This is a genomic window from Frankia sp. AgB1.9, from assembly GCF_016786355.1.
Classification (GTDB): Bacteria; Actinomycetota; Actinomycetes; order Frankiales; family Frankiaceae; genus Pseudofrankia.
In genome coordinates this window covers 36714-59679 of sequence record NZ_JADWYX010000037.1, presented here as the reverse complement: position 1 = coordinate 59679, position 22966 = coordinate 36714, and the positions used below count along the sequence as shown (strand labels likewise).

Genomic DNA, 22966 nt, shown 5'->3' with positions numbered 1-22966 from the left:
TGGGGCCTTTCAGCTCGCTGACGGTGTGCTCTAGCTGAAGGGTTGGAGGCTGTTGGCGACGATCCACATGGAGAAGTACTGGCTCTGCGCGCCGTAGGCCATGCCGAGGGCAACATTGGCGCCGTCGACCTGGTGCTCGCCGGCGGCGCCACGCACCTGGTTGGCCGCCTCGGCGAAACGCAGCAGACCTGAGGCGCCGATCGGGTTGGTAGACAGGACGCCGCCCGAGGGGTTGACCGGGAATGCCCCGCCGATCTCCGTCAGGCCCTTGTCGGTCATCTTCCAGCCCTCGCCCTCATCGGCGAGGTGGTGGGCTTCCAGCCACAGTGGTTCGTGCCAGGAGAACGGCACGTAGAGCTCGGCCGTGTCGATCTGCTCGCGGGGGCTGGTGATGCCGGCTTCCTGGTAGACGTCGTCGGCGCATTGCAGGCAGGCCTGTGGCCGGACGGGGTCGCGGCCGGGGAAGCCGCCGGCTTCGCTGCGCGAGGACATGCCGAGGATCCACGCCGGTTGCCGGTTGTCGGCTGCCGCGGCGTTGGCGCCGTCCTCGTCGGTGATGACGACCGCGCAGGCGCCGTCGGAGGACGGGCAGGATTCCAGGTAGCGGATCGGGTCCCACATCATGGGGGAGTTCCGGACCTTCTCGATCGAGATGTCGGCGATCTTCAGGTGGGCGTAGGGATTCTTCAGCGCGTTGCGGCGGTCCTTGACCGCCACCGTCCACCCGATGTGTTCCGGCGCCCCGCTGCGGTGGATGTAGGCGCGGACGAAGGGGGCGAAGGAGCCGCCGGCGCCGAGTGAGGCGCCTCGCCCGGCACCGAGGGCGAACTGGGCGTTGCCCTCGGACTGCTTCTCGAACGCGACCGCGAGCACGGTGCGGTGCTTGCCGGCCCGCACGTGCGAGGCCGCGACCAGGCCGGTCGTCCCCCCGACGGAGCCGGCGGTGTGGACCCGGAACATGGGCTTGCCCACCGCGCCGAGCGCGTCCGAGAGGTACAGCTCCGGCTTCATCACGCCTTCGAACAGGTCCGGCGCCTTGCCGAGGACGACGGCGTCGATGTCGGCCATCGTCATCCGAGCGTCGTCGAGGGCCCGGAAGACCGCCTCACGCACGAGGCCGCCGAACGACACGTCACGCCGTCGCGACTTGTGGTGGGTCTGGCCGACGCCGACCACCGCGCAGGGAATCACGACCGGCCCTCCAGCACGCAGATGAGGTTTTGCTGCAGGCACGGCCCGCTCGTCGCGTGGCCCAGCGCCCGGCTGCCGCCAGCGAAGATGTGGTCGGCCGCATAGCCGATCCGGGCCAGACCGGTAGCCATGATCGGGTTGGCGCGCAGGGCGCCCCCCGACGGGTTGACGGCCACGTCCTCACCCAGTCCCAGCACGTGGCGCAACAGCAGCTCTTCATGGGTGAACGAGGCCTGCAGCTCGGCGACCTCGACGGGGCGGTCGTCCAGTCCGGCCTCCCGGGCCGCTATCCGGGTGGACGGCGAGTCGTCCAGGCGGCGGAAGGCCGGGTTGTGGCATTCGGTCCGGTGGTCGAACCCGGTGATGTAGGCGGGGCGCTCGACCAGCTGGCGGGCCCGCTCGCCGGTCGCCAGGACCATGGCGACGGCGCCGTCGGTGATGGGCGGCAGGTCATGGCGCCGCAACGGCTCGCGGACGTACTCGCCGGCCAGCAGCTGTTCGACGGTGCCCTTGCCGCGGCTGCGGATCGCGACCTCGGCCATGGCTCGCTCGTCGGCGAGGCCGGCGGCGATCATTGCCCTGGCCTGCAGCGCGGCGAACGTGACTAGGTCGGCGCCCAGCGGGGCGAGCACGTAGGGGTCCATCTCCATCGGGTAGATCAGCGACGGGTCGCCGGTGGACGAGCGACCCGATCCAGTCACGACCGCGATGTCGATGTCGCCCTCGTGCAGCCGCAGCCACGCCTCGTAGAGCGCCCAGGCGCCGTCCATCTCCACGTGGGAGTCGCGTTTCGGGGGCCAGGCGCCGATCGCGTCGAGGTTGGCGACGAACGAGAACGCCTGCCCGGTGATGTAGTCACATGACCCCAGGCAGGTGAAGTCGACATCGTCCCGAGTGAGCCCCAACGGGGTCAGCGCGTCGGTGATGGAGGCCATCAGCATCTGGGTTTCGTTCTGGTCGGTCCGGCGCGAGATCGCGGCCTGCGCCCAGCCGATGACAGCGATGTCCGTGCTCGTCTTCGAGCTCGTCTTGGAGGTCATCAGTAGATCCGATTCACGAGATCGGGGTCGTTGACGTCCGGCTCTCCGCTCGGGGTCCAGCCGAGCAGGCTGCCCATCGGGCGACCGATGCCACTGAAGGTGTCGACTGGGGCAGCCTTCGGCGCCCACACGGCGGCCACCCGGACGCCCACGTGGATGTCGCCGACCGGGAGGTCGATCACGGGCTGGTAGGTGAGAACCACCTCGGTGTCGTCGAGTAGGACGAACACCCGCGCGAACGGCTCGGTCTCCGTCTGCCCCGGATAGCGCACCGGCTCGACCACGATGAAGTTCGTGATGGTCCCCGTGCTCGGGAGGTCAACCTCCGAGTCCGGGCCGAGCTCCAGGGCGTCGACGGGGCAGTAGGGCCGGTCGCCTCCCACGTACACCCGGGCGCAGGCCGGACAGCGCAGGCCGATCAGCCGTTGCTCCCGGGTCGCGGCCACGGCGCGGTCGGCCATCACCGGAACCGGCGTGCTGTAAGTGACCGCGGCCGTGTAGTCCATCAGCTCGACCGGCTGCGCCGGCGAACCGGCGTCGGGTCCGTCGACCTCCGCGTTCTCGCCCAGTACGAAGCACTGGATGTCGGTGATGTGGCCGATCCGCTGTCCCCGCCAGCGAGGCGCCACCCGCATGCCCTCGGACACCGCCGCGGCCGACCCGGCGTCCACCGCGTGCAGCAGCGGGACGGACGCGCCGTCCAGGCGGATGAAGGCGAATGCGAAGGGCCGGTCGAGCGGATGCTGCTCGGTGGGCGCCGGTACCCAGGTCCACGATTCGACGGTGCCCGCCGGGCCGACCTCCACCAGATCGGCGGTCAGCTCGGCGCCGGTGGCGGGATCCCATTCCATCGGCGGAACCAGCACGGCCGCGCCGCTGCGCACGCCCAGAATGCGTTTCTCCGCGAGCGCGGTCATGAACGCACCCGTCACAGGTCCCAGCGACCGCTTGTACGGGAATGTGATGGTGCTTTCGACGAACCTGGTCATAGAACTCCTCGACAATCGAGCGAGGCCGGCGACGTGCTCACGCCCCGGCGTCCAGTTCTAAAAGGTGATGACGCCCCGAATGATGGTGCCGGCGGCCTGGTCGGCGTATCCCTCGTTGACCTGGTCGAGCGTGTAGGTCCTGCTGACCATCTCGTCCAGCTTCAGCCGGCCCTGCCTGTAAAGGTCGAGCAGGAAAGGGATGCGCTCACGCGGGCTGCTGCTGCCGTAGATCGAGCCGACGAGCGTCTTGTTCATCATGGCGAACGTGAACGCATTGAGTTTGGCGTCGTTCTCGGCCATCGGCGCGACCCCGGTCAGGCAGCACACACCGCCCTTGCGGGTCAGCTGGAGCCCTGGCTCGATCATCCAGCCGTGCAGGGTCGACGGGGTCAGGATCACGCGGTTCGCCATGGCGCCTCGGGTGATCTCGGCGACGGCGGGCAGCGCCTGTTCCATCGACGCGAAGGTGTCCGTCGCACCGAAGGTCTTCGACGCCTCGCGGCGGCTCGCCAACGGGTCGACGGCGATGATGCGCGAGGCGCCGGCGAGACTCGCGCCCTGCACGGCGGAGATGCCGACACCGCCGACGCCGACAATCACCACGACGTCGCCTGGCTGTGTTCCCGCCCGGTCGACGGCGGAGCCGTAGCCGGTCGCCACGCCACACGACACGAGCGCGACCGCGTGCCACGGGACGTCGGGGTCGACCCTGACGACCGACTGCTCGGAGAGCAGCTGCTTCTCGCTGAACGCACCGAGCTGGCTGAACCGTGCGAGTGGCCTGTCACCGATGCGGTGAGCGATCCGGTTGTCGGCCATCATCCCGACGTTGAACAGCTTCGCGCCCTCGTCGCAGAGGTAGGACATTCCCTGCGCGCACCACGCGCAACGGCCGCACGCGGGCATGAAGGAGAGCGCCACATGGTCACCCACCGCGACGGCGGTCACCCCGGCACCTACCTCGATGACCTCGCCGGCGCCCTCGTGGCCGCCGATGAAGGGAAAGTGCGGCACCGGCATGTCACCGGTGCGCACGTGCTCGTCGGAATGACACATGCCACAGGCCTTCATATCGACGACTACCTCACCCGGCCCGGGGGTGTCGATGTCGACCTCTTCAATCGTCCAGTCCTGGCCTGTTTCCCACATCACGGCGGCGCGCGTCTTCATGGAAGCTTGGTTACTCCAATGCGAAATCGAAGCCGGAACTGTGTTTCGATCCAGCTGTTCGAGGTGTTTCCGCGGCAGGGGCGCGCCCTTAGCCGAGGTTGTCCGCTCAGCCTGCGGGCGGAATGATGGTCTGGGTTTCGAGATAGGCTTCGAGGCCCTCGCGGCCGAGCTCACGGCCGAGCCCTGACTGCTTGAAACCGCCGAAAGGATTCAGCAGGTCGATCACCGCGCCGGAGTTGACCGCGAACGTGCCGGTGCGCACCCGCCTGCCCAGCGCGGTCCCGCGCTCGACGTCGCTGGTCCAGACCGAGCCCGAGAGCCCATAAGGCGAGTCGTTGGCGATGCGCACGGCCTCGTCCTCACTGTCGTAGGGCAGCACCGACAGCACCGGGCCGAAGACCTCCTCCTGCGCGATGCGCATGCGACTGTCGACGTCGGCGAAGAGGGTCGGCTCGACGTACCAGCCGCGGGCGAGGTGCGCGGGCCGGCCACCCCCACAGATCAGCCGGGCGCCCTCGTCCACCCCGGCCTGGATGAGGCCTTCCACCCGGGCGCGCTGGCGCTGGGCCACGAGCGGGCCCACGAACGTCTCCGGGTCCGCGGGGTCGCCGACCTTGATGGCGCCTATCGCGTCGGCGAGTGCCTGGACGACCTCGTCGTGGCGGCTGCGGGGCACGAGTACCCGGGTCTGCGCGACGCACGCCTGCCCGCTGTTCATGAACGCCGCCGGGAGCAGCTCCGGAATGGCCTTGGACAGGTCGGCGTCCTCAAGCATGATCGAGGCCGACTTTCCGCCGAGCTCCAGCGTGCAGCGTTTGAGGTGCTCGCCGCAGATGGCGCCAATCCGGCGGCCGACGGCGGTGCTGCCGGTGAACGACACCTTGTCGACCCCGGGATGACGGACCAGTGCCTCGCTCGCCTCAGCGCCGGCCGCGATCACACTCACGACACCAGGCGGCAGCCCGGCCGTGTCGAGCACCTCCGCCAGCAGGTAGCCGGTGAGCGGCGACTCGGGCGCCGACTTCACGATCATGGTCGAACCGGCGGCCAGACAGGCACCGAGCTTCATCGCGATGATGAACAGCGGTACGTTCCACGGCGCGATACCGGCGCTCACCCCGACCGGATGCTTCACGACCCGGGACATCCCCAGCAGGCCCGGCCGCTGTTCCTCGAACGCGAACGTGTCGAGCAGGCCAGCGAACCCGTCCAGTACGAGCGTGGACGCATAGACGTTGCCCATGAGGGCGAACCCGTTGGGTGACCCCATCTCCCGGGTCGCGGTGTCGGCGAACTCCTGCGCCCGGGCCTTGATGGCCGCGCTGATGGCGCGGATCACCTCGGCGCGGTCCTTCGGCGAGGTGTGGGGCCATGGGCCCTCGTCGAAGGCCCGCCGGGCAGCGGTGACGGCGCGATCGACGTCGCCCGCATCGGCCCCCGGCACCGTCGCCACCAGCTCCTCGGTGTGCGGGGAGATGACCTCGATCGTTGCGGAACCGTGGGATCGCACCCACTCGCCGCCGATGTACAGGGTGTCCTTCGTGACGCTCATGCTTCCTCTTTCACCCGGCGGGCCAACGTCGGCGGGTCACGGTCGTGCTCAGTGGACAAGCCGTTCGGCACCGGCCCAGTAACGGGCGCGCAAAGCCTTCTTGTCTGGTTTTCCCAACGGGCTGACCGGGATCGCATCGACGATGTCGATCGATTTCGGCGCGTGGTGCGAACCCTTGTGCCGTTTCACCAGGGCGATAATTTCCGCGGTGTCGACGGCCTTCCCCTGCCGGGCGACCACGACCGCCTTCACCGCCTCGCCCCATTTCTCGTCCGGGACACCGACGACAGCGACAGCGGCGACCGAAGGATGCCTGGAGATCACGTCCTCGATTTCGCGTGGGAACAGGTTGAACCCGCCCGAAACAATCATGTTTTTCTTGCGGTCGACGATCGTGAGGAAGCCCTGTTCGTCCTCGCGGCACACGTCGCCGGTGTGCAGCCAGTCACCCTCTAACGCCTGGGCCGTCTCCTCGGGCTTGTTCCAGTAGCCTCGCATCACCAGCGGGCCGCGGACGCACAACTCGCCGGGCTCGCCCTTGGCTACTTCCTTGCCGTCGTCGTCGAGCAGCGCGACATGGGCCCAGGGAACGGGCCGGCCGCAGGACGCCAGCCGCGCCAGATCGTCGGTGAGGTGCTCCTCCTTGCGCAGCACAGTGACCGTCATCGGGCATTCCGTCTGCCCGAAGAACTGGACGAAGACCGGTCCCATCTTCTCGACCGCTTCCCGCAGGCGAGTGGGCGAGATCGCCGACCCGCCGTAATACACCGACTGCAGACTGGACAGGTCGGTCTCCGCGAACCTCGGGTGATCGAGAAGCGCGTAGATCATGGAAGGGACGAGCATGACGGTCGTGATGCGGTGGCGCTCGATCGCCTCGAGCACCGCGCCTGCCTCGAACGTCGGCAACACGAACATCACCGCGCCCTGCAGCTGCAACGGCACGAAAATCGACGAACCGGCGTGACTGAGCGGGGTGCACACGAGGTGGCGGACCTCGGCGGGCCACTGCCACTCCGACATCATGATCTGCGCCATCGCGGCGCTGCTGCGGTAGGTGGCCATCACGCCCTTGGGTCTGCCGGTCGTGCCACCGGTGTAGGCGAGGGCCGAGATGTCCTCGGAATCCACCGCAGGAGCCACGAGCCGCGCTGGCGCGAACGTCGCCGCGAGGCTGATCAGGTCCTCGCCGACAGGTGCCTCGCCGTAGGAGAGCAGCAAAAGACCGGGAAGGCGTTCGCCTAGCTCTCGCACGTGATCGGAGAAAGCCGGGTCGAACAGCAGTGCCCCGATACCGGCATCCTCGAGAACGTAGGCATGGTCCTCCAGCGAGCCGAGCGGATGCAGCGCGGTGTTCCGGCACCCGGACACCATGACCGCGCCCATGGAGAACAGCACCTCGACGCGGTTCTTCGACAGCGTCGCCACACCGGTTCCCTGTTCCAGGCCTCGGGCACGGAAAGCCTGCACATAGCGGCTGATCGCGTCGCGCGTCTGCTGGGAGGAGAGCGTCTCGTCGCCGATGTTGACCGCGGGTCGGTCACCGTTCCTCTCCAGCGCCCTGATCAGGAGATCAGGCAGAAACATCGGCCGGTATAAGTCCTTCATCTCGACATCCTCTCCACGCCGGTCATCGACGCCGGAAATTCGGAGTTCGCTTCTCGGTGAACGCATTCGGACCCTCCTTGGCGTCCTCGGACGCGAACACCGCGCGGCTTCGCTCCAGCTCCCGCGCGAATCCCTCGTCCTCCGTCAGGCCCGAGGACTCCCGGATCGTGGCCAGGATCGCCTCCACGGCGAGCGGGCCGTTCGCGCAGATCTGATCGGCGATCTCGCGCGCCGCGCTGAGCGCCTCGCCGTCGTCGACGACGCGGCCGATCAGGCCGATGCGCTCGGCTTCGTCGGCCGAGATGTGCCGACCGGTCAGCAGGATCTCGGCCGCCTTGGTGTAGGAGATCTGCCGGGGAAGGCGCACCGGCGAGCCCATGTTCGGGTACAGCGACCAGCGCGCCTCGGACAAGCCGAAGCGGGCACCACGACCGGCGACGCGAATGTCGGTCCCGAGGAGGATCTCGGTTCCACCAGCGATACAGACCCCCTCGACGGCCGAGATGATCGGCTTCGGGGGTCGGCCGATCTTCAGGAAGCCCCGCTCGACGTACCTCGGGTCGACGATCCGCCGCTGGGCGAGGTCGGCGGCACCCTCGTCATCCGGGTCACCTGCCATCGCCCGCAGATCGGCGCCCGCCGAGAAGTTCCCCTCGGCTCCCGTGATCACGATGCAGCGAATGTCGTCGTCAGCACTGGCCTCGGCGCAGGCGTCGACGATGCGGGCGAGCATCGTGCTCGTGATCGCGTTCAGTCGCTTGGGACGGTTCAACGTGAGCTGCAGGACCGCGCCGTCACGCTCGACTAGCAACTGCGACATGGCAATTCCCCTTCCGCGTCCTCGAAGACGGATAACGGCGCCGTCACTGATGGACCGCCTGGACACCGAGCGGCCGGGTAGGAGTGAAACGGACGGGCACACTCTCGTAGCCGCTCACGAAGTTCGCCGCCCGGTGTTTCGGCTCGTCGGCGTTGACCAGGGCGAGGTCGGGCATCCGGTCGAGGAGTCGGTCGAGTACGACGCGTAGTTCGAGGCGGGCGAGGTTCGTTCCGAGGCAGTAGTGCGCGCCGAAGCCGAAGGCCACGTGTTCGTTCGGGCTGCGGCGGATGTCGAACCTGAACGGCTCCTTGAAGACCGCCTCGTCGCGATTGGCCGAGGGGTAGAGCAGGAGCAGGGTGTCGCCGGCGGCGATCCGCTGGCCGGCGAGGTCGAGGTCGGTGGTCGCGGTGCGGGCCATGTTCTTGATCGGGCTGACCCAGCGCAGCATCTCCTCGACGGCCGCGGGGATCAGGGCTCGATCGCGGCGGAGCGCCTCCCAGTTGGCGGGCGCGCGGAGCAGCTCGTAGACCCCGCCGGAGATGACATGGCGCGTCGTCTCGTCACCGCCGTTGAGGACCAGCAGCGACTCGCTGATGATCTCGCTGTCCTCGAGGCGGTCGCCGTCGACCTCGGCATGCACCAGGATGCTCATCAGGTCCTCGGTCGGGCGTTCACGCCGCGAGTCGATGACGCGTTGGGCGTAGGCGTAGTAACCCATCCCGGCCCGCGCGGCGCGCTGCATCGCCTCCTCGTCGCGCTGCCCGAGAGCCCCCATCATGTCTTCGCTCCACTGGAGCAGCTGCGCGCGGTCGGCGGGGTCGACTCCCAGCTCGTCGGCGATGACGATCAGCGGGAGCCAGGCCGCGATGTCCTGGACGAGGTCGCAGGTGCCGCGCTCGCACACGCCGTCGAGGATCACGTCGACGATCTGGCGGATCGACGCCTCCTTCTGTCCGACCCGCTTGGGGGTGAACCCCTTGTTCACCAGCTTCCGGTGCTTCCAGTGCGCCGGGTCGTCCATGTCGATCATCATCGGCACGGCATCCTGGTCCGGTCGGATCCCGCCCGCGTTACTGAACAGCTCCGGACGGGTGGAGACGTACTTGACGAGGTCGTAGGTCGCGACCCCCCAGACGCCGGTCCGCGGGTCCCGCCAGACGGGCGCGTTAGCCCGAAGCCAGGCCAGCTCGTCGTGCGGGTTGCGTCCCCAGAACGCGCCGTCCACGAGATCGATGCGGTCCTCGATGCTGTCCACTCACCCTCCATGCCGGTGTCCGTGCCCTGGACCGTGCAGCCGCGGCTCCGCGCCTGCGGCGCCTGCGCCCGAGCGCCGGTCGAGACGTCGGCTGCCGTCACCGCTCCGTGCCTGGCAGCGGTTCGGCGCTGGCCAAGCGACGACCCGGCGGCTCGCCACGACTCGAACGGGTGCGTCGTGACGGGCGACCTGGTCACGCGGAGCCAGGACGCGCGACCGTTCCTGATTGCACATGATCGGAAGTTTGTAACTTGAGATAGAGTTAGCCCATGCGGCTGGGGAAGTCAACCGACGTTGGGGCGTAGGGGTTGGGGCGGCTCCCCGCCCAGAGACGACGGCGAGGCGCGCGGGCGCATCCTTGACGCGGCCGTGCAGTGCATCGAGCGGGAAGGACCAGCGCGGACCACCCTGTCCGGCGTCGCGCTTGAGCTCGGCATCACCCGGCGGACCATCTACCGCTACTTCATGAGCACCGAGGACCTGTTCGGCGGCGTCGCCGAGCTGGCACTCGACGACTGGGTCGCGCGTACGCGGGCGGTCGTCGCAAGGGCGTACAGCCCGATCGACATGGTTGTCGAGGCGGTTGCCTACGTCATCGAGCAGCTGCCGAACGAGTTGTTCCTGACGCTGCTGCTCACCAGCGGACGGGCGGAGCTCTTCAGTCGCCAGATGTTGACGTCGACCGCCATCGCCCGATGCCGGATGATCCTCGTGGACACCCGCATCGACTGGGCCGCCCTCGGCTACGACGACCGAGCGCTCGACGAACTCGTAGAGTTCCTGCTACGGATCATCCAGTCGATGGTCATCGCGCCACTGGAGCAGCCGCGCTCCGGCGACGATCTTCGCAGGTTCCTTCGGCGGTGGATCGGGCCGGCGCTGTCTGCCGGTCCGACGGTCCCGGCAACCGCTCACCTCGATCCGAGTCGAGCTGACGAGGCAAGGCAGGGCGGCCCGCGGCCTGTCCTGCCCTGAGCATCCTTGGATGGCAGGTGCCTCAGCTCGGGCTCCTGGCTGATGTGGGGGAGTGCGGCTGCGGTGTTCAGCCGCCACGGGCCGCGACGAGGGCGCCGCGGTTGACTTTGGTGGCTTCGCTGCGGGGGATCGCGTCGACGATCTCGATGGTCTTCGGAACCTTGTAGGGCGCGAGGCGGCTTTTGGCGTACCCGATGACGTCGGCCGCGGCTGGGGGGTCGCTGGAGTGGGCGGGTTCGATGATGGCGTGGACGCGGCGGCCCCATTCGGGGTCGCGCAGCCCGACCACGACGATGTCGGCGATGGCGGGGTGGTCGATGAGGGCGGCTTCGACCTCGGCGGGGTAGACGTTGGCGCCGCCGGTGATGATGAGGTCGACGCGCCGGTCGATGAGGTGCAGGTAGCCGTCGGCGTCGAGGTAGCCCATGTCACCGGCGGTCTGGAAACCGTCGGGGGTGGCCTTCATGCGGGCGACGTTGCCGAGGTACTGGTAGCCGCGGGACGAGGTCGAGCGCAGGTAGATCTCCCCGATCTCGCCGGCGGGCAGCCTGGTGCCCTCGGGGTCGAGGATGCGTACCTCGGTGCCGGCGTAGCCGCGGCCGACGCTGCCCTGGTGGGTCATCCATTCGTCGCCGCGTAGCGCGGTGAGTCCGAGTCCCTCGGTCATGCCGTAGGCCATGACGATCTTCTCGGCGCCGATCAGGCCCGCCCACCGGTGCACCAGGGAGGCCGGCATGGGCGCCGCGCCCTGCATGAACCAGTCGAGGCTGGACAGGTCGCGGCTCTCGATGCCGGGCAGGTCGGCGATCCGCTGCAGCATCGTCGGGGTGGCGGTGAAGGTGCTGATCCGGTGCCGTTCGATGACGTCGACGACGCGGGCCGCGTCGAACTTCTCCATCACGACCAGTCGGTCGCCGCCGAGCAGGTTGTGCAGGGTCGTGAAGCCGTTGGCGTGGTACATGGGCGCGGGCACGAGGATCGTCTGGGGGAGGGGCACCGGTCCCCACGACTGGGCGAAGGGTGTCGCCAGCCTGGCGTCGTAGACCGACGGCCGGCTGGTCAGGATCACCTTCGGTGTACCGGTCGATCCGCTGCTGCAGATGCCGTTCACCTGTGGCGAGACCCGGTCGGGCAGGTCGGGAACGGGGTCGTTCTCCGTCGCGTCGATCCATGAGAGGTCGGCGGCGCCCAGGAAGATCCGTGGCGCGATGACTTCCCGGATGCGGGCCAGCTCCCAGTCGGGAACGTCCCAGCGCACCGGGATCGGGACCGCGCCGACCTTCCAGGCCGCCAGAGCGGCCAGCACGAACTGGGGTGTGTTGCGCAGTCCGAGGGCCAGGTTGTCGCCCACGTCGAGTCCGCGCGCGAGAAGCGCGGCGGCGAGCTGACTCGACCGCCGGTCCAGCCATTCCCAGGTGAACGCCGGCTCGCCGCCGTCCAGCGCGATGTGCCGCAGCGCGATCTCGTCCGGGTGCTCCTCGGCGAGCTGCCGGATGCGGCGTGCGTTGCTTACCTCGGACTCCACGAGGCTGTCTCCTATCGGGCTCCAGGGAATCTCACGCTCGGTTGACATCGAGATTGACGTCAACGTAGAGACTCGTCAACAGCTCGAACGCCGTGATCCGCCGCTGGGGGCCGGCCCTGGCGGCACCCGATGGAAGGGCGGCTGGCTGGCTCTTGCCAGACGAGATGTTACAGCATTAGCGTACCGTCACATGTCACGCCGGGGCCGAGTATGCCTAGGAGGTGCCGCCAGGAGCCACCTGCGTCGGCGCTGGATCACGCGGGCGATACGACCCTCGGACCCGTGCCGACGGACGCGACCGTGACCAGACCGTCTACTCCTGCGGGACGCAGTAGCTACGCGAAGGCTGAGGACTCGTGAAGGTGCAGCTGGCAATTGGCACACCGGTCGTCACGATGACCCCCGGGGCGCACGGGGCCTGGGAGGAGTCGGCGTCGGTCGAGGACGTGGCCCGGGTCGCCGAAACGGCCGACCGGCTCGGCTATCACCACCTGACGTGCAGCGAGCACATCGCGCTGCCGGCCGCCGAGCTCGCCCGCCGCGGCGCCCGCTACTGGGACCCGCTCGCCACCTTCGGCTACCTCGCCGCCCGCACCCGTCGGATCCGGTTCGCTACCAACGTCCTGGTTCTCCCCTACCACCACCCGCTCGAGCTGGCCAAGCGCTACGGGACGCTGGACGTGGTGAGCGACGGCCGGGTGATCCTCGGAGTGGGCGTCGGGACGCTGCGGGAAGAGTTCGACCTGATCGGCGCGCCCTACGACGACCGGGGGCCCCGCAGCGACGACGCGCTTCGTGCCCTGCGCGCCGCGCTGTCCGCATCCAAGCCGTCCTACCAGGGCGACTTTTACGCTTTCGGTGACCTGGTCGTCGATCCGTGTGCCGTGCAGGCGCACGTCCCGATCTGGGTCGGCGGCCGCACCCTGCGCTCGCTGCGCCGAGCCGCCGCGCTCGGCGACGGCTGGTGCCCCTTCGCCGTGAAGCCGGCACAGGCCGAACAGTGGCTGCGCCAGGTCGAGCTGCCGGCCGACTTCACCGTGGTGCTCCCGCCCGCCGGCGGGCTGGACCCCGTCAGGGAACCCCGCCAGACCCAGGACATCCTCGCCGCCACGGCGGCCGCCGGGGCGACCGTCGTGGCGGTGACCCACGCGTGCGACACCCTCGGCGAATACCTCGACTTCATCGAGGCGCTCGCCGCGGTGAACGCCGACCTGGTGGACCGGTGATGGGGCCGGCAGCCGGCAACCCGGTCGGGAGGATCTGCCGCCTGGGCCCCGTCCGTAGCATCGTTGCCGTGACCGGAGCAACGCCCGCGGGAGCGAATCGGCGCACGAGATGGGGGACCGGCAGCGCGCTCGGCGACGACGACGAGGCCCGCCGCCGCCTGATCGCGGCGGCCGCGCGATGCATCGCCCGCAGTGGCACGGCGAAGATCCGGACCGAGGACATCGCCGCCGAGGCCGGCGTCTCACGCATGACCTTGTACCGGTACTTCGGCACGCGCGAGGAGGTCATCCTCGCCGTGCTGCTGAGCCGGATCGACTCCGGACTCGGCGCCGTGGTGCGTTCCCTGCGATCGCCCGGGGACGCGGCCCAGTCGATCCCCGAGCTCATCCTGAAGGCAATCGGGCTGGTGGGTGGTGACCAGCTCAACGAGGCGCTCTTCTCCGCCGACAGCCGATCATGGGTCGCGGCGTTGGAGTACGCCTCCGAACCCATCGTCGACGCGATGCACCGCCAGATCTCGCCGCTGCTCGAGCGGTGGCAGGCCGATCGGCAGTTGCACGCAGACCTCGACCTCCGCGAGACGACACGGTGGATCAACCTGGTCTCCATCACGCTCATGACGCCGCCGTGGCTCGAGCTGTCGTCGCAGGCGAAGCGCGAGTTCCTCGACCGCTACCTGGTCCGTGCCCTCGTCCCAGCCCGGGAATGAGCTAGAGCAAGAGCAATCAGTGGTGGCGCACCCGGGATCGAGGCCCAGGCGTCGGCGATCCCTGGGGGTCAATAGTCAATGTTGACGTCATACTCGAAGATGGCTACCGTCACCAGCACGTCAGCCGGACGCACAGAGAGGTCACGGCGACGACGTGGGCCAGGGCAGGTTGAGCCACGCCGGTGCCACCTGCCCTCGGCTCGGTCGGGCGATGCCGGACGGCACTGACCTGCCCCGTGACCGCCGGATGACATCCGGAAATGCCGCGCCGCCGGCGTTCCTCCCCTCCTTTTACCGCCGACAGCCGTTTCGGCGACGCCAGAAGACGACCACCACAGAAACGAGGCAGGTGCCGTGAGAGACGAGATCTCGCCAGACCGTCCACTCCGAAGGCAATTAGGTAGGCGCCCGTCGGGCCGCCGGTTAGGCGCCGCGGCCGGCGTGGCGGCCGCGCTGCTCGTCTTCGGCGCCGCCTGCGGCAGCGGCGGGGACAAGACGCCCGCGAGCCCGCAGGCCTCCGCGAGTGCCAACGACCTGCTCGGCCCGATCGCGCGTGCGTCGGGCGCTCCGGTGCGGGTCGGGCTGGTCTCGGACGGCAAGAGCCAGATCGCCGACAACTCGATCGAGTTCGACGTCGCCAAGGCGACCGTGAAGTACCTGAACGAGCGCAGGTCGGGGATCGGCGGGCGGCCCATCGAGCTGGTGACCTGCGAATCCGCGGCCGACCCGAGCAGGGCTGCCGACTGCGCGAACCAGATAGTGGAGGACAACGTCGTCGCCGTCATCATCGGGGCGTCTCCCGTGCTCGCGAGCATCTGGGAGCCGTTGCACGCGGCCCACGTGCCCACGCTCGTCTACGCCGGCGTCAACCAGGCGATGATGGGGGACACCGAGTCGACCTTCACGATCTCGGACGGAAACTTCGGCGCGATCAACCTTCCGCTGCAGCAGGCGAAGGCCGCCGGCCTCAAGAAGGTCAGCTACATCGTGATCGATGTTCCGGCCGCGCTGGACGGACTGAAGAACACCGCGCCCGCGCTGTTCAAGAAGGCCGGCATCGCTCTCAATGTCGTCCCCGTCCCGCCGGGGACCGCGGACATGACACCGCAGATGCAGAACCTCACCCACGGCGACCCTGGGCTCGTCTACATCCTGGGGAACGACTCGTTCTGCATCAGCGCCCTGAACGGGCTGCGCGCGGTCGGGTACACCGGCCCGATCTCCGCCATCTCGGCGTGTATCACGGACGCGACCCGCAAGGCCGTGCCCGGCGACCAGCTCAAGGGAATCACGATCTCCGCGAACGTGCCCATCGGAGAGGACAATCCCTCGACACGGCTCTACAACGCCGTGGCGAAGGCCTATGGCAACGGAATCGACACGAGCCGGGCCATCGGTATGACCGCCTTCACCGAGGTCTCCGCTTTCCAGACAGCGCTTCAGGGCATCGGCGGCGACGTCACCGCGCAGTCCGTGATCGCCACGTTCAAGAAGATGCCGGAACGCGAGATTCCCGGCTCGCTGGGGCTTGGTTTCCGGTGCAACGGCAAGGCCGATCCCAGTGCGCCGTCAACCTGTGTACGCGGCGGCATCGTCTCGGTCCTCGACGCCAAGGGGGACCCGGGAACCTACAAGCTCGTGGGCGCGACGCCGATCGAGAACTGATCGGAAGGCGGGAGCCGGCGGGGCGAGGCCAGGGGCCTCCGCCTCCGCCGGTTCCCGTCGCCCGGCCTTCTGGTCGGTGGTCCCGCCGCCGCCCGACTGACGAAACCGCGCCGCGGCCACCTCCAGCCTGCCCTACCCCGTCGCGGGAAGTTCCTTCCCGCACCACTGGCCGTCGCCCGGACCGTCGTTCTGCCGGACGGCATCGAAGCCGGTGCCCGACCTGTTGACCTGGACAAAGTAGTAGCACGTCTGGGAACCACCGGCCTCCTTCCGGAGGTCCACTGGTCCTGGGAGTAGCCCGGTCCCGCGATAGTCCGTCACGGCACGGAGCGCCTGGATGAACGCCGCCCTGGTCGGGCAGGGCCCGGCGGCCTCAAGTCCACGCAGGAACAGATCGGCGGTCACATAGCCCGTAAGCGCGACCGTGTCGTCCGGTTGAACGAGCTCGGGGGCATAGGCGGCCATCGCTGTTCTGTAGGCGCCAAGTGCCGGTGAGTTCGACTCGAACGGTGCGTAGGTCAGCAGAACGGACATGCCGGCAACCTGGCTGCCGTACTGCTGAACAAGCCGCTGGTCGTAGCCACTGAGCGCCAGAGTCAGTTTGATCTGCGCGCCCCTCTGCCGGGCCGCCACCAGAATCTGGGCGAGACTCGATGCGGAGACTCCGCCGATGATCGCGTCGGCCCTGGCGGCGATGATCTGTTTGGCGATCGTATCCGCGCTGTACGTGTTCGTTGAGTAGTCGGCGTTGCCGACGAGGGCGATGCCCTGCGACGCGAAGCTGGCGGCGAATGAGGACGTCACCCGTTGCGATGTCGCCAGACTCGTGTCCTGGAGGACGAATGCGCGTGTGGCGCCCTGCTGTTTGCCGAACAGGCCGAACGTGGTGACGGCCGGGCCGTTGAAGGGGAGCACGTCGGTGAACATGTTCGGCCGTTCGGCCCATACGGGCTCGACCGCCAGCCCGGTCACCGGAATGCCTTGTTGGTCAAGATATGAGGCCGAGCCGGAGGCCACCGCCGTTTCCTCGACGATGCCGAAGACACCGTCTTTTTCCACCAGATGGCGTGCGGCGGACAGGTTGGCTTCCGGATCGGAGTGATCGTCCTCAGGAACCAGCATGATCTGACGACCGCGCACCCCGCCGGAGGCGTTTGCCAGGCCGATACGGGCGGTGACCCCGGCGCGAACGGATAAAAGACCGTTGGACACAAGGCCTGTGTCTGGGTAGAGCAAGCCGACCTTCACCTGCTTTGCGGTAACGCCCGGCGAGACGCAGCTGTTGGCGCCGTTGGCCGCCGAGGATGAACATCCTGCCGCAACGGCCGCCAATGCGAGCGCCGCGGTCGTCGCTGACACCTGACACTTACCTCGACCCCTGGTCATGTTTCTCCTCAGTCCTGGCTGGGATGTCGTCGCCGTCTCGCATCCGTGAACGATTTCGGATGGCGTTGTCACGGCCTGAGCGACGCGGGGCGGCGCCGAACGCACGGGAGCGCCCCCAGCGGCATGAAGGCGTGCGCGGACGCACTGCGCCGTCGCTGCCCCACCGTCGCTGCCGACAGGTGACGTCGACCATCTATCGTCAATGTCGACGTCAACCTCGATCTCGGGGACCATATCGCGTGCCCGCTCGCCGAGACAATGGGCCAGTTCAGGTCGCGAAAGGCGTGCAGTCCCGGCCGGAACACGCGCCCTTCCCGGGCCGGCTGAGCGGCGTGGCCCAGCGCCGGGGACACCTGCTGTGTTGACGCGATCTGGCCTTTAACTCCGGATCGCTCGCGCTCAGCTGACCTGTGACTGCGTGGCGCGGCTGATGCGGCGGCCGAGCGTCATGGCTGGCTGGGTGCGCGAGGTACGAGCCCTGGACGAAGTCGCAGTGGAGGCGGTCGAGTTCGGAGGCCTGGTCGGGGGTGTCGACGCCTTCGGCGATGACGGTGAGGTCGAGGGCATGCGCGAGCTGGATGACGGCGACGATGAGGGCGTGATCGGCTGGGTTGCTGGTCAGGCCGGCGACGAGTCGTCGGTCGGTCTTCACGCCGTCGATCGGCAGCTCGCACAAGCGGTTCAGCGAGACGGGCCCGAACCCGAAGTCGTCCAGGTAGACGGTGATGCCGAGCTCGTGCAGCGTGCGCAGAGTCGCCTCCCCGGCTGTGTCGTCGCGGGGGAGCGCGCTCTCGGCGATCTCGAGGCATAGCTGGTACCGGTGTTCGGTGTTGGTGGCGTCGAGGACCGCGCGGACGTCCGCGACGAAGCGTTCGTCGTGGAGTTGGCGGTCGTAGACGCCGATCGCGAGGCGGGGTGTGGGTGCGTCCGGCGGCCGTGGGGGCCATCGGCTGGCCTCCCGGCAGGCTGTCTCGAGGACCCATCGGCCGAGCGGAGCAGTCAGCCCCGTCTCGTCGGCGACGGGGAGGAACACCTCAGGGGTGAGGAGCCCGCGGTCGGGGTGGTGCCAGCGGATCAGTACCTCGGCGCCGGCGACGTCGCCGGTCGTGGTCGTCAGCGGCTCGTAGCAGAGCCGGAGTTCCTCGCGGGCTAGTGCCTCGCGAAGATCGCCTTCGATGCCCAGGCGGGTTCGTACGTCGGACCGCATGTTCTCGTCGAAGCGCGCAATGTGGCCGCGGCCCTGGCGCTTGGCCGCATACATGGCGAGGTCGGCGGCGCGGAGAAGACCGTCGGCTCCGGTCGGGCCCAGGCTGCCAGCCGGGTCAAGGCCGCCGGCCGGGTCGCTGTCGCCCGACGGTCCCAGGCCCGACAGCGCGATCCCGAGGCTGGCGGTGACGGTCGCCGGCCGGCCGGCGAGGACCACCGGGACCGCGAGGCGGGCGACGATCCGGTCCGCGACCCCCTGGACCGCCGCCAGCGTACGGACGTTGCCGCAGAGTACGGCGAACTCGTCTCCGGAAAGGCGCGCGACGGTGTCCGAGGGGCGCACCGCCGCTCGCAGCCGGTCGGCGACCTCGCGGAGAAGCTGGTCCCCGGCCTGGTGGCCGAGCGAATCGTTGATGATTTTGAAGCCGTCGAGGTCGAGGAACAACAGTCCGACGCTTCGTCCCGGCCGAACGCGGGCCAGCGCGGTTGAGCTTGTCGAGCAGGGCGGTCCGGTTCGGCAGGCCGGTCAGCCCGTCGTGCACGGCCTGATGGCGTACCTGTCCCTCGGCGCGGAACCGCGCGTCGGCGGCCGCCAGCACGGTCGCGACGGCCTCCAGGAACTCCACCTCGCGAGCGGTGAAGGCGTCGGGCGCGGCGCGCTGGACGGTGAGTGTGGCGCAGGGGTCGTCCGGCCGTCCCACCGGTCGGGACAACGGCGAGGAGGAGCGAGGTTGATCCGGCGCGGCCGCTCCGCCGAGAGCGGGCGCACGAGCCACGACGGGGCGCGTCGGCGGGCAGCGTGAGCGCGCCGAGCCCGCGTCGGCGCTCACGACGAGCGGCCTCCCGCCGTCCCGTGGCCGCGTCTGTTGGAGTGTCACCCGATCGGCCTGGAGATGCTCCCGGATCGCTCGGGCGGCGCGACGCCACACTCTGGCCGGTTCGGGGTCGTCAAGCGCGTACCGGCCGAGCTCGGCGACGATCGCCTGCCCGGCGGACTGGGCACGCAGCAGGGAGAGGGCGAGTTCCCGCTCGGTCACGTCGGTGGTGATGATCGCGACCGAATCCACGGTGTCGTCCGCACCGAAGATCGGCACAGCGTGGCTGTCCAGCCACAACCCGGCCGCCTCGTACACGCCCGAGGCTGGCCTGCCAGCCAACGCCTCGCGGGCCAGCCCCATCGGCTCGGGAAACTCGGCGTAGGCCTCGAGGATGGAGGTCCACCGGGCGATCGATCGCCGGTGCGCGTATTCGCCTCTCGCCTGCGCTCCCTCGCTGAGAACACTGCGGCCATGGCGGTCAATGAGGGTTAGGACGACTCGGGTGTTGTCGAGCAGCAGCTTGAGATGGTGATACGAGGCCATCTCCTGGGTGACGTCCTGAAACTGGACGATACGACAGGGTTTGCGTCCGCGATCGCAGGATATAGGCGCCGATGTCGCGAGAACCTGCGCCAGAGACTTGTCTGGTCGTACGAATCGGACGACTTTCTGTCCGCCGGACGGTATCGAGGCCGCGTGGAGCCCGCCACCCTTCCCTTGCGGGTCCCGATCGTCCGGGTGAACCAAGCTGTCCCAGACTGCCCCGACGAGTTCCGCCTCGCTGCGGCCGAGGACCCGGCAGATGGCCGGATTTACCCTTATCACACGGTGACCGTCGTCGCCGATGATCGCCAGGCCGATCTGCATCTGATCGAACAGATCGGCAGGCGGAAACCCGTTCTCCGATCTCACCGTGTCATCACCACCCATTCGGTGGCAATCCCCGCACATTCGGCATGCGAGGGCGCAGAATTCGCTCTACCCGTCTGCGCACTCGTCACCCTGATCAGGGAGCATCTCCGCGCCGATCGGGGTGACACTCCAGCAGGCGCGGCCACGGGACGGCGGGAACCCGCTACCGGTCCATCCACGGCCGGACCGACCGGCTGCCCGTCACCGCCGAGGTCGGACTCCGCCAGTTCCTGGATCTCGGTACGGGTCTTGCGGCGAGGCTTCAGTCTGCCCAGTGGGCGTCAACGAAGCGGCGGATCTCGCGGTCGAGTTCGGTGTCCTCGGGGGCCATGCCGAGGAAGCCTCCGTGGCCGGCCGCTTCCATGACATGCAGGTCGGCCCTGATGCCTGCGGCGCGCAGCGCGCGGTGCAGCCGCACCGTGTTCGAGAGGAACAGGTCCCGGGTGCCGGTCGTGAGCATGGTGGGTGGGAAGCCCTTGGTGAAGTCGCCGAACAGCGGGGAGAGGTAGGGGTCGGTCAGGTCGTGACCGGCGGCGTAGAGCAGGTTTACCGGCATGAGGCTTCGCTGCAGCACCGGGTCAAGGCCAAGATTCGTCTGAAAGGAATCGCCGGACTCGGTGAGGTCGACCTCCGGCGTGTTGAGCACGAGGGCGGCCGGCAGTGGCAAACCCTCGTCGCGTGCCCGTAGCAGCAGCGCCGCCGCAAGGTTGCCGCCGGCGGAACCGCCGCCGATGACGATCTGCTCGGGCCGGTGGTCCTTGAGCAGTGCTCGGTAGACGGCGACGCAGTCCTTCAGCGGCGTCGGGTACGGATGGTCGGGCGGCATCCGGTAGTCGACCGACCAGACCTGAGCCCCGATCCGGGCCGCGGTACGTGCAGCCATCCCCCGGCAGATCAGGCCACCGCCGAGGATCAGCGCGCCGCCGTGCAGTTCCAGGTAGACCCGGCCCTCGGTGGCGCCAGGCGGGGTGACCACGTAGACCGGAACGCCGTCGAACTCGGCGTCTTCGACGGTCACCGCGGCGTCGACCGGCCGGCTGTCCACCATCGCCGCCACCGCCGCGTCCTGGGCGGCGATCATCGCCTTCCAGGCGGGCACATCGTCAGGCGGCGGATAGGCGGCTGCTGCCTGCCGAGGCGCGGCAAGGATCGCTCGTGCCTCGGCGCTGACCGACGACGGAATGGGAATGTCTCGCGCCGGGAGGTGTAGCGACGGAAGGCCTTCGATCGGGGTCACCCAATTCTCCTGTCTGGAACGCCGATTGCTCGGTTAATGATCTTGCGGCCTGATCGTCAAGACCCCAGTCGCAGCGGGCAGTGCCCGGGGGTGGCTGCGGGCGATGCGTGTCGCGTCGTGAGCACACGACTGCCCGTGTGGGGTTCCGTAGAGTCGGACGCTGTGCCGTCCGACGAGACCAGAACTGCCAGCGGGCTGAGTCCGGAAGGTCGGGTGCGGTGGGGTAGCGAGACGGCGCTCGTGGATGACGATGAGGCGAGGCGTCGCCTGGTGGCGGCGGCGGCGCGGATTCTGGTCGCGCGGGGAACGACGCGGCTGACGGTGGACGAGGTGGCGAAAGAGGCCGCGGTCGTGAGGTCCACGGTTTATCGGTATTTCAGGTCCCGCGACGAGTTGGTCCTCGGTGTGGTTCTCAGTCGTATCGACGCCGGGATGCGGCGGGTGCTCGGGATGTTGGAGCATCCGGACGACGCGGCCCGGTCCGTCGTCGATCTGATCATGCATGCGGTCGGCCTCGTGGCGGGTGATCCGCTCAACGAGGCACTGTTCTCGACGGACAGTCGCTGGATGGTCACCTCGCTGGAGCTGCGCTCCGAGGCTGTCGTCGATGCGTTTCACCAGCATTTGGGTCCCCTCTTGCGCCAGTGGCGGGCGGAGGGCCAGCTCCGGGCGGATCTGGATCTTCGGGAGACGAGCCGGTGGATGAACACCGTGGCGCTGCTCCTGCTGGGCCCGCCGTGGGCGCAGCGCTCGGACGGGGCGAAGCGGGAGTTCGTTGAGCGTTACGTGGTGCCCGGACTTCTTCCCGGGGTCGAGCGACCCTGGCGAGCCGCTCGGTAGGCCGGGCCTGGACGTAGGACGGTCAGCTGGTCCACGCATCCCATTGGATCATGGATTTCAGTGGTCCCGCGAAGAGTGGCCGTACGGCTCCTGACGCCCACCGCTGCTCGATGATCGGAGCGAGCAGCTTGACGGTCGTCAGCGGATCGTCGTCGAGGTAGACGACGGTGACGAACTGCGGCGGGCCGTCGGCAGCGGGGTTGAGCCGCCAGAAGTCGGTCGACCCGTACTGCCAGGCGCCGGCGACGGCCGGCACCTGGAGCAGTTCCGGGTAGTGCTGCGTGTGCAGCCATCGCAGCCAGTCTGAGACGTCGTCGGACGCCGGCTCCTCGATGATCAGGGCGATGCCGCGATGTGGCCGGAAGGGCACCACCTCGGCGGCGACCAGAGCGCGCGGCGCCGCGTACCAGCGCAGCAGCGCGAGCAGTCGCAGCTGGAGCGATGGCCGGCGAATGGGGAAGCGTCCGGCCTCGGCCAGGCGTACGCCGAGTTCCAGGAAGTCGTCGTGGGTCTGCTGGACGGGGTCCCCGACGAGGTAGTTCACGACGTTGGCGACGTCCGCCAGCGGGCCGGTGCCGGCGATGCGTGCGCCCAGGTAGGCGCTGTCGGTGGTCCACCGCGTCGCGTACACGAGTCCGGGTAGCTGGTACTGCTCGGGCATGTGGTCGAGCAGGTGCCAGCGCAGATAGCTGCCGTCGTCCCCCTCCGGCGCTGGACCCGTCGCGCTGAAGAATGCCGCCTTCACTCTGATCACCCGGGCTACCTCCGCTCTCCGTGCCGCTGGCGCGGGCCGCCACGCGAGCGCATCATGTCCGAGGATCGGACACGCATGCAAGACTGT

General features: G+C 68.9%; 19 protein-coding genes and 1 pseudogene. 6 read left to right on the top strand and 14 right to left on the bottom strand.

From position 1 onward, the window contains the following. Positions 1-30: 30 nt before the first annotated feature. From I6A60_RS16900 to I6A60_RS43580, 8 genes are all read right to left on the bottom strand, one after another. Entirely contained in the window at positions 31-1191 is a 1161-nt protein-coding gene (locus I6A60_RS16900) for a thiolase domain-containing protein (protein ID WP_203014017.1), read from the bottom strand. Beyond that, positions 1188-2231, bottom strand: a complete 1044-nt coding sequence (locus tag I6A60_RS16895; RefSeq protein WP_203014014.1) for a lipid-transfer protein — start codon at positions 2229-2231, stop codon at positions 1188-1190. Before I6A60_RS16895 ends, I6A60_RS16900 begins: the two co-directional genes overlap by 4 nt. Next, the gene (locus tag I6A60_RS16890) at positions 2231-3220 is read right to left on the bottom strand and encodes a Zn-ribbon domain-containing OB-fold protein (protein ID WP_203014010.1); all 990 of its coding nucleotides are present in this window, start codon (positions 3218-3220) and stop codon (positions 2231-2233) included. The genes I6A60_RS16895 and I6A60_RS16890 overlap by 1 nt, the downstream gene beginning before the upstream one ends. A 57-nt stretch (positions 3221-3277) precedes the next feature. After that, complete coding sequence (locus I6A60_RS16885; RefSeq protein WP_203014007.1) at positions 3278-4390, bottom strand: NDMA-dependent alcohol dehydrogenase; 1113 nt, start codon at positions 4388-4390, stop codon at positions 3278-3280. Between the two features lie 106 nt (positions 4391-4496). Further along, complete coding sequence (locus I6A60_RS16880) at positions 4497-5942, bottom strand: aldehyde dehydrogenase (protein WP_203014004.1); 1446 nt, start codon at positions 5940-5942, stop codon at positions 4497-4499. Positions 5943-5990: 48 nt separating this feature from the next. Continuing rightward, on the bottom strand, positions 5991-7550 hold the full coding sequence (locus I6A60_RS16875) for an AMP-binding protein (protein ID WP_203014002.1): 1560 nt from the start codon (positions 7548-7550) through the stop codon (positions 5991-5993). Between the two features lie 22 nt (positions 7551-7572). Further along, positions 7573-8370 (bottom strand): crotonase/enoyl-CoA hydratase family protein, encoded by a 798-nt coding sequence (locus I6A60_RS16870; RefSeq protein ID WP_203014000.1) that lies wholly within the window; start codon positions 8368-8370, stop codon positions 7573-7575. Between the two features lie 43 nt (positions 8371-8413). After that, on the bottom strand, positions 8414-9625 hold the full coding sequence (locus I6A60_RS43580; protein ID WP_203013998.1) for a cytochrome P450: 1212 nt from the start codon (positions 9623-9625) through the stop codon (positions 8414-8416). 294 nt (positions 9626-9919) lie between these two features. On the opposite strand from I6A60_RS43580, the gene I6A60_RS16860 reads away from it, so the two are divergent. Further along, entirely contained in the window at positions 9920-10600 is a 681-nt protein-coding gene (locus I6A60_RS16860; RefSeq protein ID WP_203013996.1) for a TetR/AcrR family transcriptional regulator, read from the top strand. A 67-nt stretch (positions 10601-10667) separates the two neighbouring features. On the opposite strand, the gene I6A60_RS16855 is transcribed toward I6A60_RS16860, so the two are convergent. Continuing rightward, positions 10668-12173 (bottom strand): AMP-binding protein, encoded by a 1506-nt coding sequence (locus tag I6A60_RS16855; protein ID WP_238435592.1) that lies wholly within the window; start codon positions 12171-12173, stop codon positions 10668-10670. 347 nt (positions 12174-12520) lie between these two features. Here I6A60_RS16855 and I6A60_RS16850 point away from each other — a divergent pair, with 347 nt between their 5' ends. From I6A60_RS16850 to I6A60_RS16840, 3 genes are all read left to right on the top strand, one after another. Beyond that, positions 12521-13351 carry a TIGR03619 family F420-dependent LLM class oxidoreductase gene (locus tag I6A60_RS16850; RefSeq protein ID WP_203014159.1) on the top strand — a complete coding sequence of 277 codons (831 nt, stop codon included), beginning with the start codon at positions 12521-12523 and terminating at the stop codon, positions 13349-13351. Between the two features lie 68 nt (positions 13352-13419). Continuing rightward, entirely contained in the window at positions 13420-14061 is a 642-nt protein-coding gene (locus I6A60_RS16845; RefSeq protein ID WP_307873727.1) for a TetR/AcrR family transcriptional regulator, read from the top strand. A gap of 441 nt (positions 14062-14502) precedes the next feature. Then, positions 14503-15726, top strand: a complete 1224-nt coding sequence (locus I6A60_RS16840; protein ID WP_307873726.1) for an ABC transporter substrate-binding protein — start codon at positions 14503-14505, stop codon at positions 15724-15726. Between the two features lie 132 nt (positions 15727-15858). On the opposite strand, the gene I6A60_RS16835 is transcribed toward I6A60_RS16840, so the two are convergent. Together I6A60_RS16835 and I6A60_RS16830 are read right to left on the bottom strand one after the other, a co-directional pair. Continuing rightward, on the bottom strand, positions 15859-17085 hold the full coding sequence (locus I6A60_RS16835; RefSeq protein WP_203013990.1) for an ABC transporter substrate-binding protein: 1227 nt from the start codon (positions 17083-17085) through the stop codon (positions 15859-15861). 295 nt (positions 17086-17380) lie between these two features. Continuing rightward, positions 17381-18799: a bifunctional diguanylate cyclase/phosphodiesterase gene (locus tag I6A60_RS16830; protein WP_255544995.1), complete on the bottom strand. Its 1419-nt coding sequence runs from the start codon at positions 18797-18799 to the stop codon at positions 17381-17383. A gap of 566 nt (positions 18800-19365) precedes the next feature. On the opposite strand from I6A60_RS16830, the gene I6A60_RS41745 reads away from it, so the two are divergent. Beyond that, complete coding sequence (locus I6A60_RS41745; protein ID WP_238435590.1) at positions 19366-19518, top strand: hypothetical protein; 153 nt, start codon at positions 19366-19368, stop codon at positions 19516-19518. Between the two features lie 173 nt (positions 19519-19691). On the opposite strand, the pseudogene I6A60_RS44045 reads toward I6A60_RS41745, so the two are convergent. Further along, a pseudogene (locus I6A60_RS44045) lies at positions 19692-20066 on the bottom strand (PAS domain-containing protein); the annotation flags it as partial. A gap of 244 nt (positions 20067-20310) precedes the next feature. After that, positions 20311-21285, bottom strand: a complete 975-nt coding sequence (locus I6A60_RS16820; RefSeq protein WP_203013982.1) for an alpha/beta hydrolase fold domain-containing protein — start codon at positions 21283-21285, stop codon at positions 20311-20313. Positions 21286-21525: 240 nt separating this feature from the next. Here I6A60_RS16820 and I6A60_RS16815 point away from each other — a divergent pair, with 240 nt between their 5' ends. After that, a complete protein-coding gene (locus tag I6A60_RS16815; protein ID WP_307873725.1) occupies positions 21526-22125 on the top strand; it encodes a helix-turn-helix domain-containing protein in 600 nt (199 codons plus the stop codon). Positions 22126-22147: 22 nt separating this feature from the next. Here the strand turns inward: I6A60_RS16815 and I6A60_RS16810 are convergent, their stop codons facing one another. Continuing rightward, entirely contained in the window at positions 22148-22879 is a 732-nt protein-coding gene (locus I6A60_RS16810) for a hypothetical protein (RefSeq protein ID WP_203013976.1), read from the bottom strand. Between the last annotated feature and the right edge of the window lie 87 nt (positions 22880-22966).

Bases quoted from the DNA above. Each gene is read 5' to 3' on its own strand.
- I6A60_RS16880 (WP_203014004.1), bottom strand. From the start codon at position 5,942: ATGAGCGTCACGAAGGACACCCTGTACATCGGCGGCGAGTGGGTGCGA.
- I6A60_RS16885 (WP_203014007.1), bottom strand. From the start codon at position 4,390: ATGAAGACGCGCGCCGCCGTGATGTGGGAAACAGGCCAGGACTGGACG.
- I6A60_RS16875 (WP_203014002.1), bottom strand. From the start codon at position 7,550: ATGAAGGACTTATACCGGCCGATGTTTCTGCCTGATCTCCTGATCAGG.
- I6A60_RS16890 (WP_203014010.1), bottom strand. From the start codon at position 3,220: ATGACCAGGTTCGTCGAAAGCACCATCACATTCCCGTACAAGCGGTCG.
- I6A60_RS16895 (WP_203014014.1), bottom strand. From the start codon at position 2,231: ATGACCTCCAAGACGAGCTCGAAGACGAGCACGGACATCGCTGTCATC.
- I6A60_RS16870 (WP_203014000.1), bottom strand. From the start codon at position 8,370: ATGTCGCAGTTGCTAGTCGAGCGTGACGGCGCGGTCCTGCAGCTCACG.
- I6A60_RS16850 (WP_203014159.1), top strand. From the start codon at position 12,521: ATGACCCCCGGGGCGCACGGGGCCTGGGAGGAGTCGGCGTCGGTCGAG.
- I6A60_RS16855 (WP_238435592.1), bottom strand. From the start codon at position 12,173: ATGTCAACCGAGCGTGAGATTCCCTGGAGCCCGATAGGAGACAGCCTC.
- I6A60_RS41745 (WP_238435590.1), top strand. From the start codon at position 19,366: ATGATCGCGACCGAATCCACGGTGTCGTCCGCACCGAAGATCGGCACA.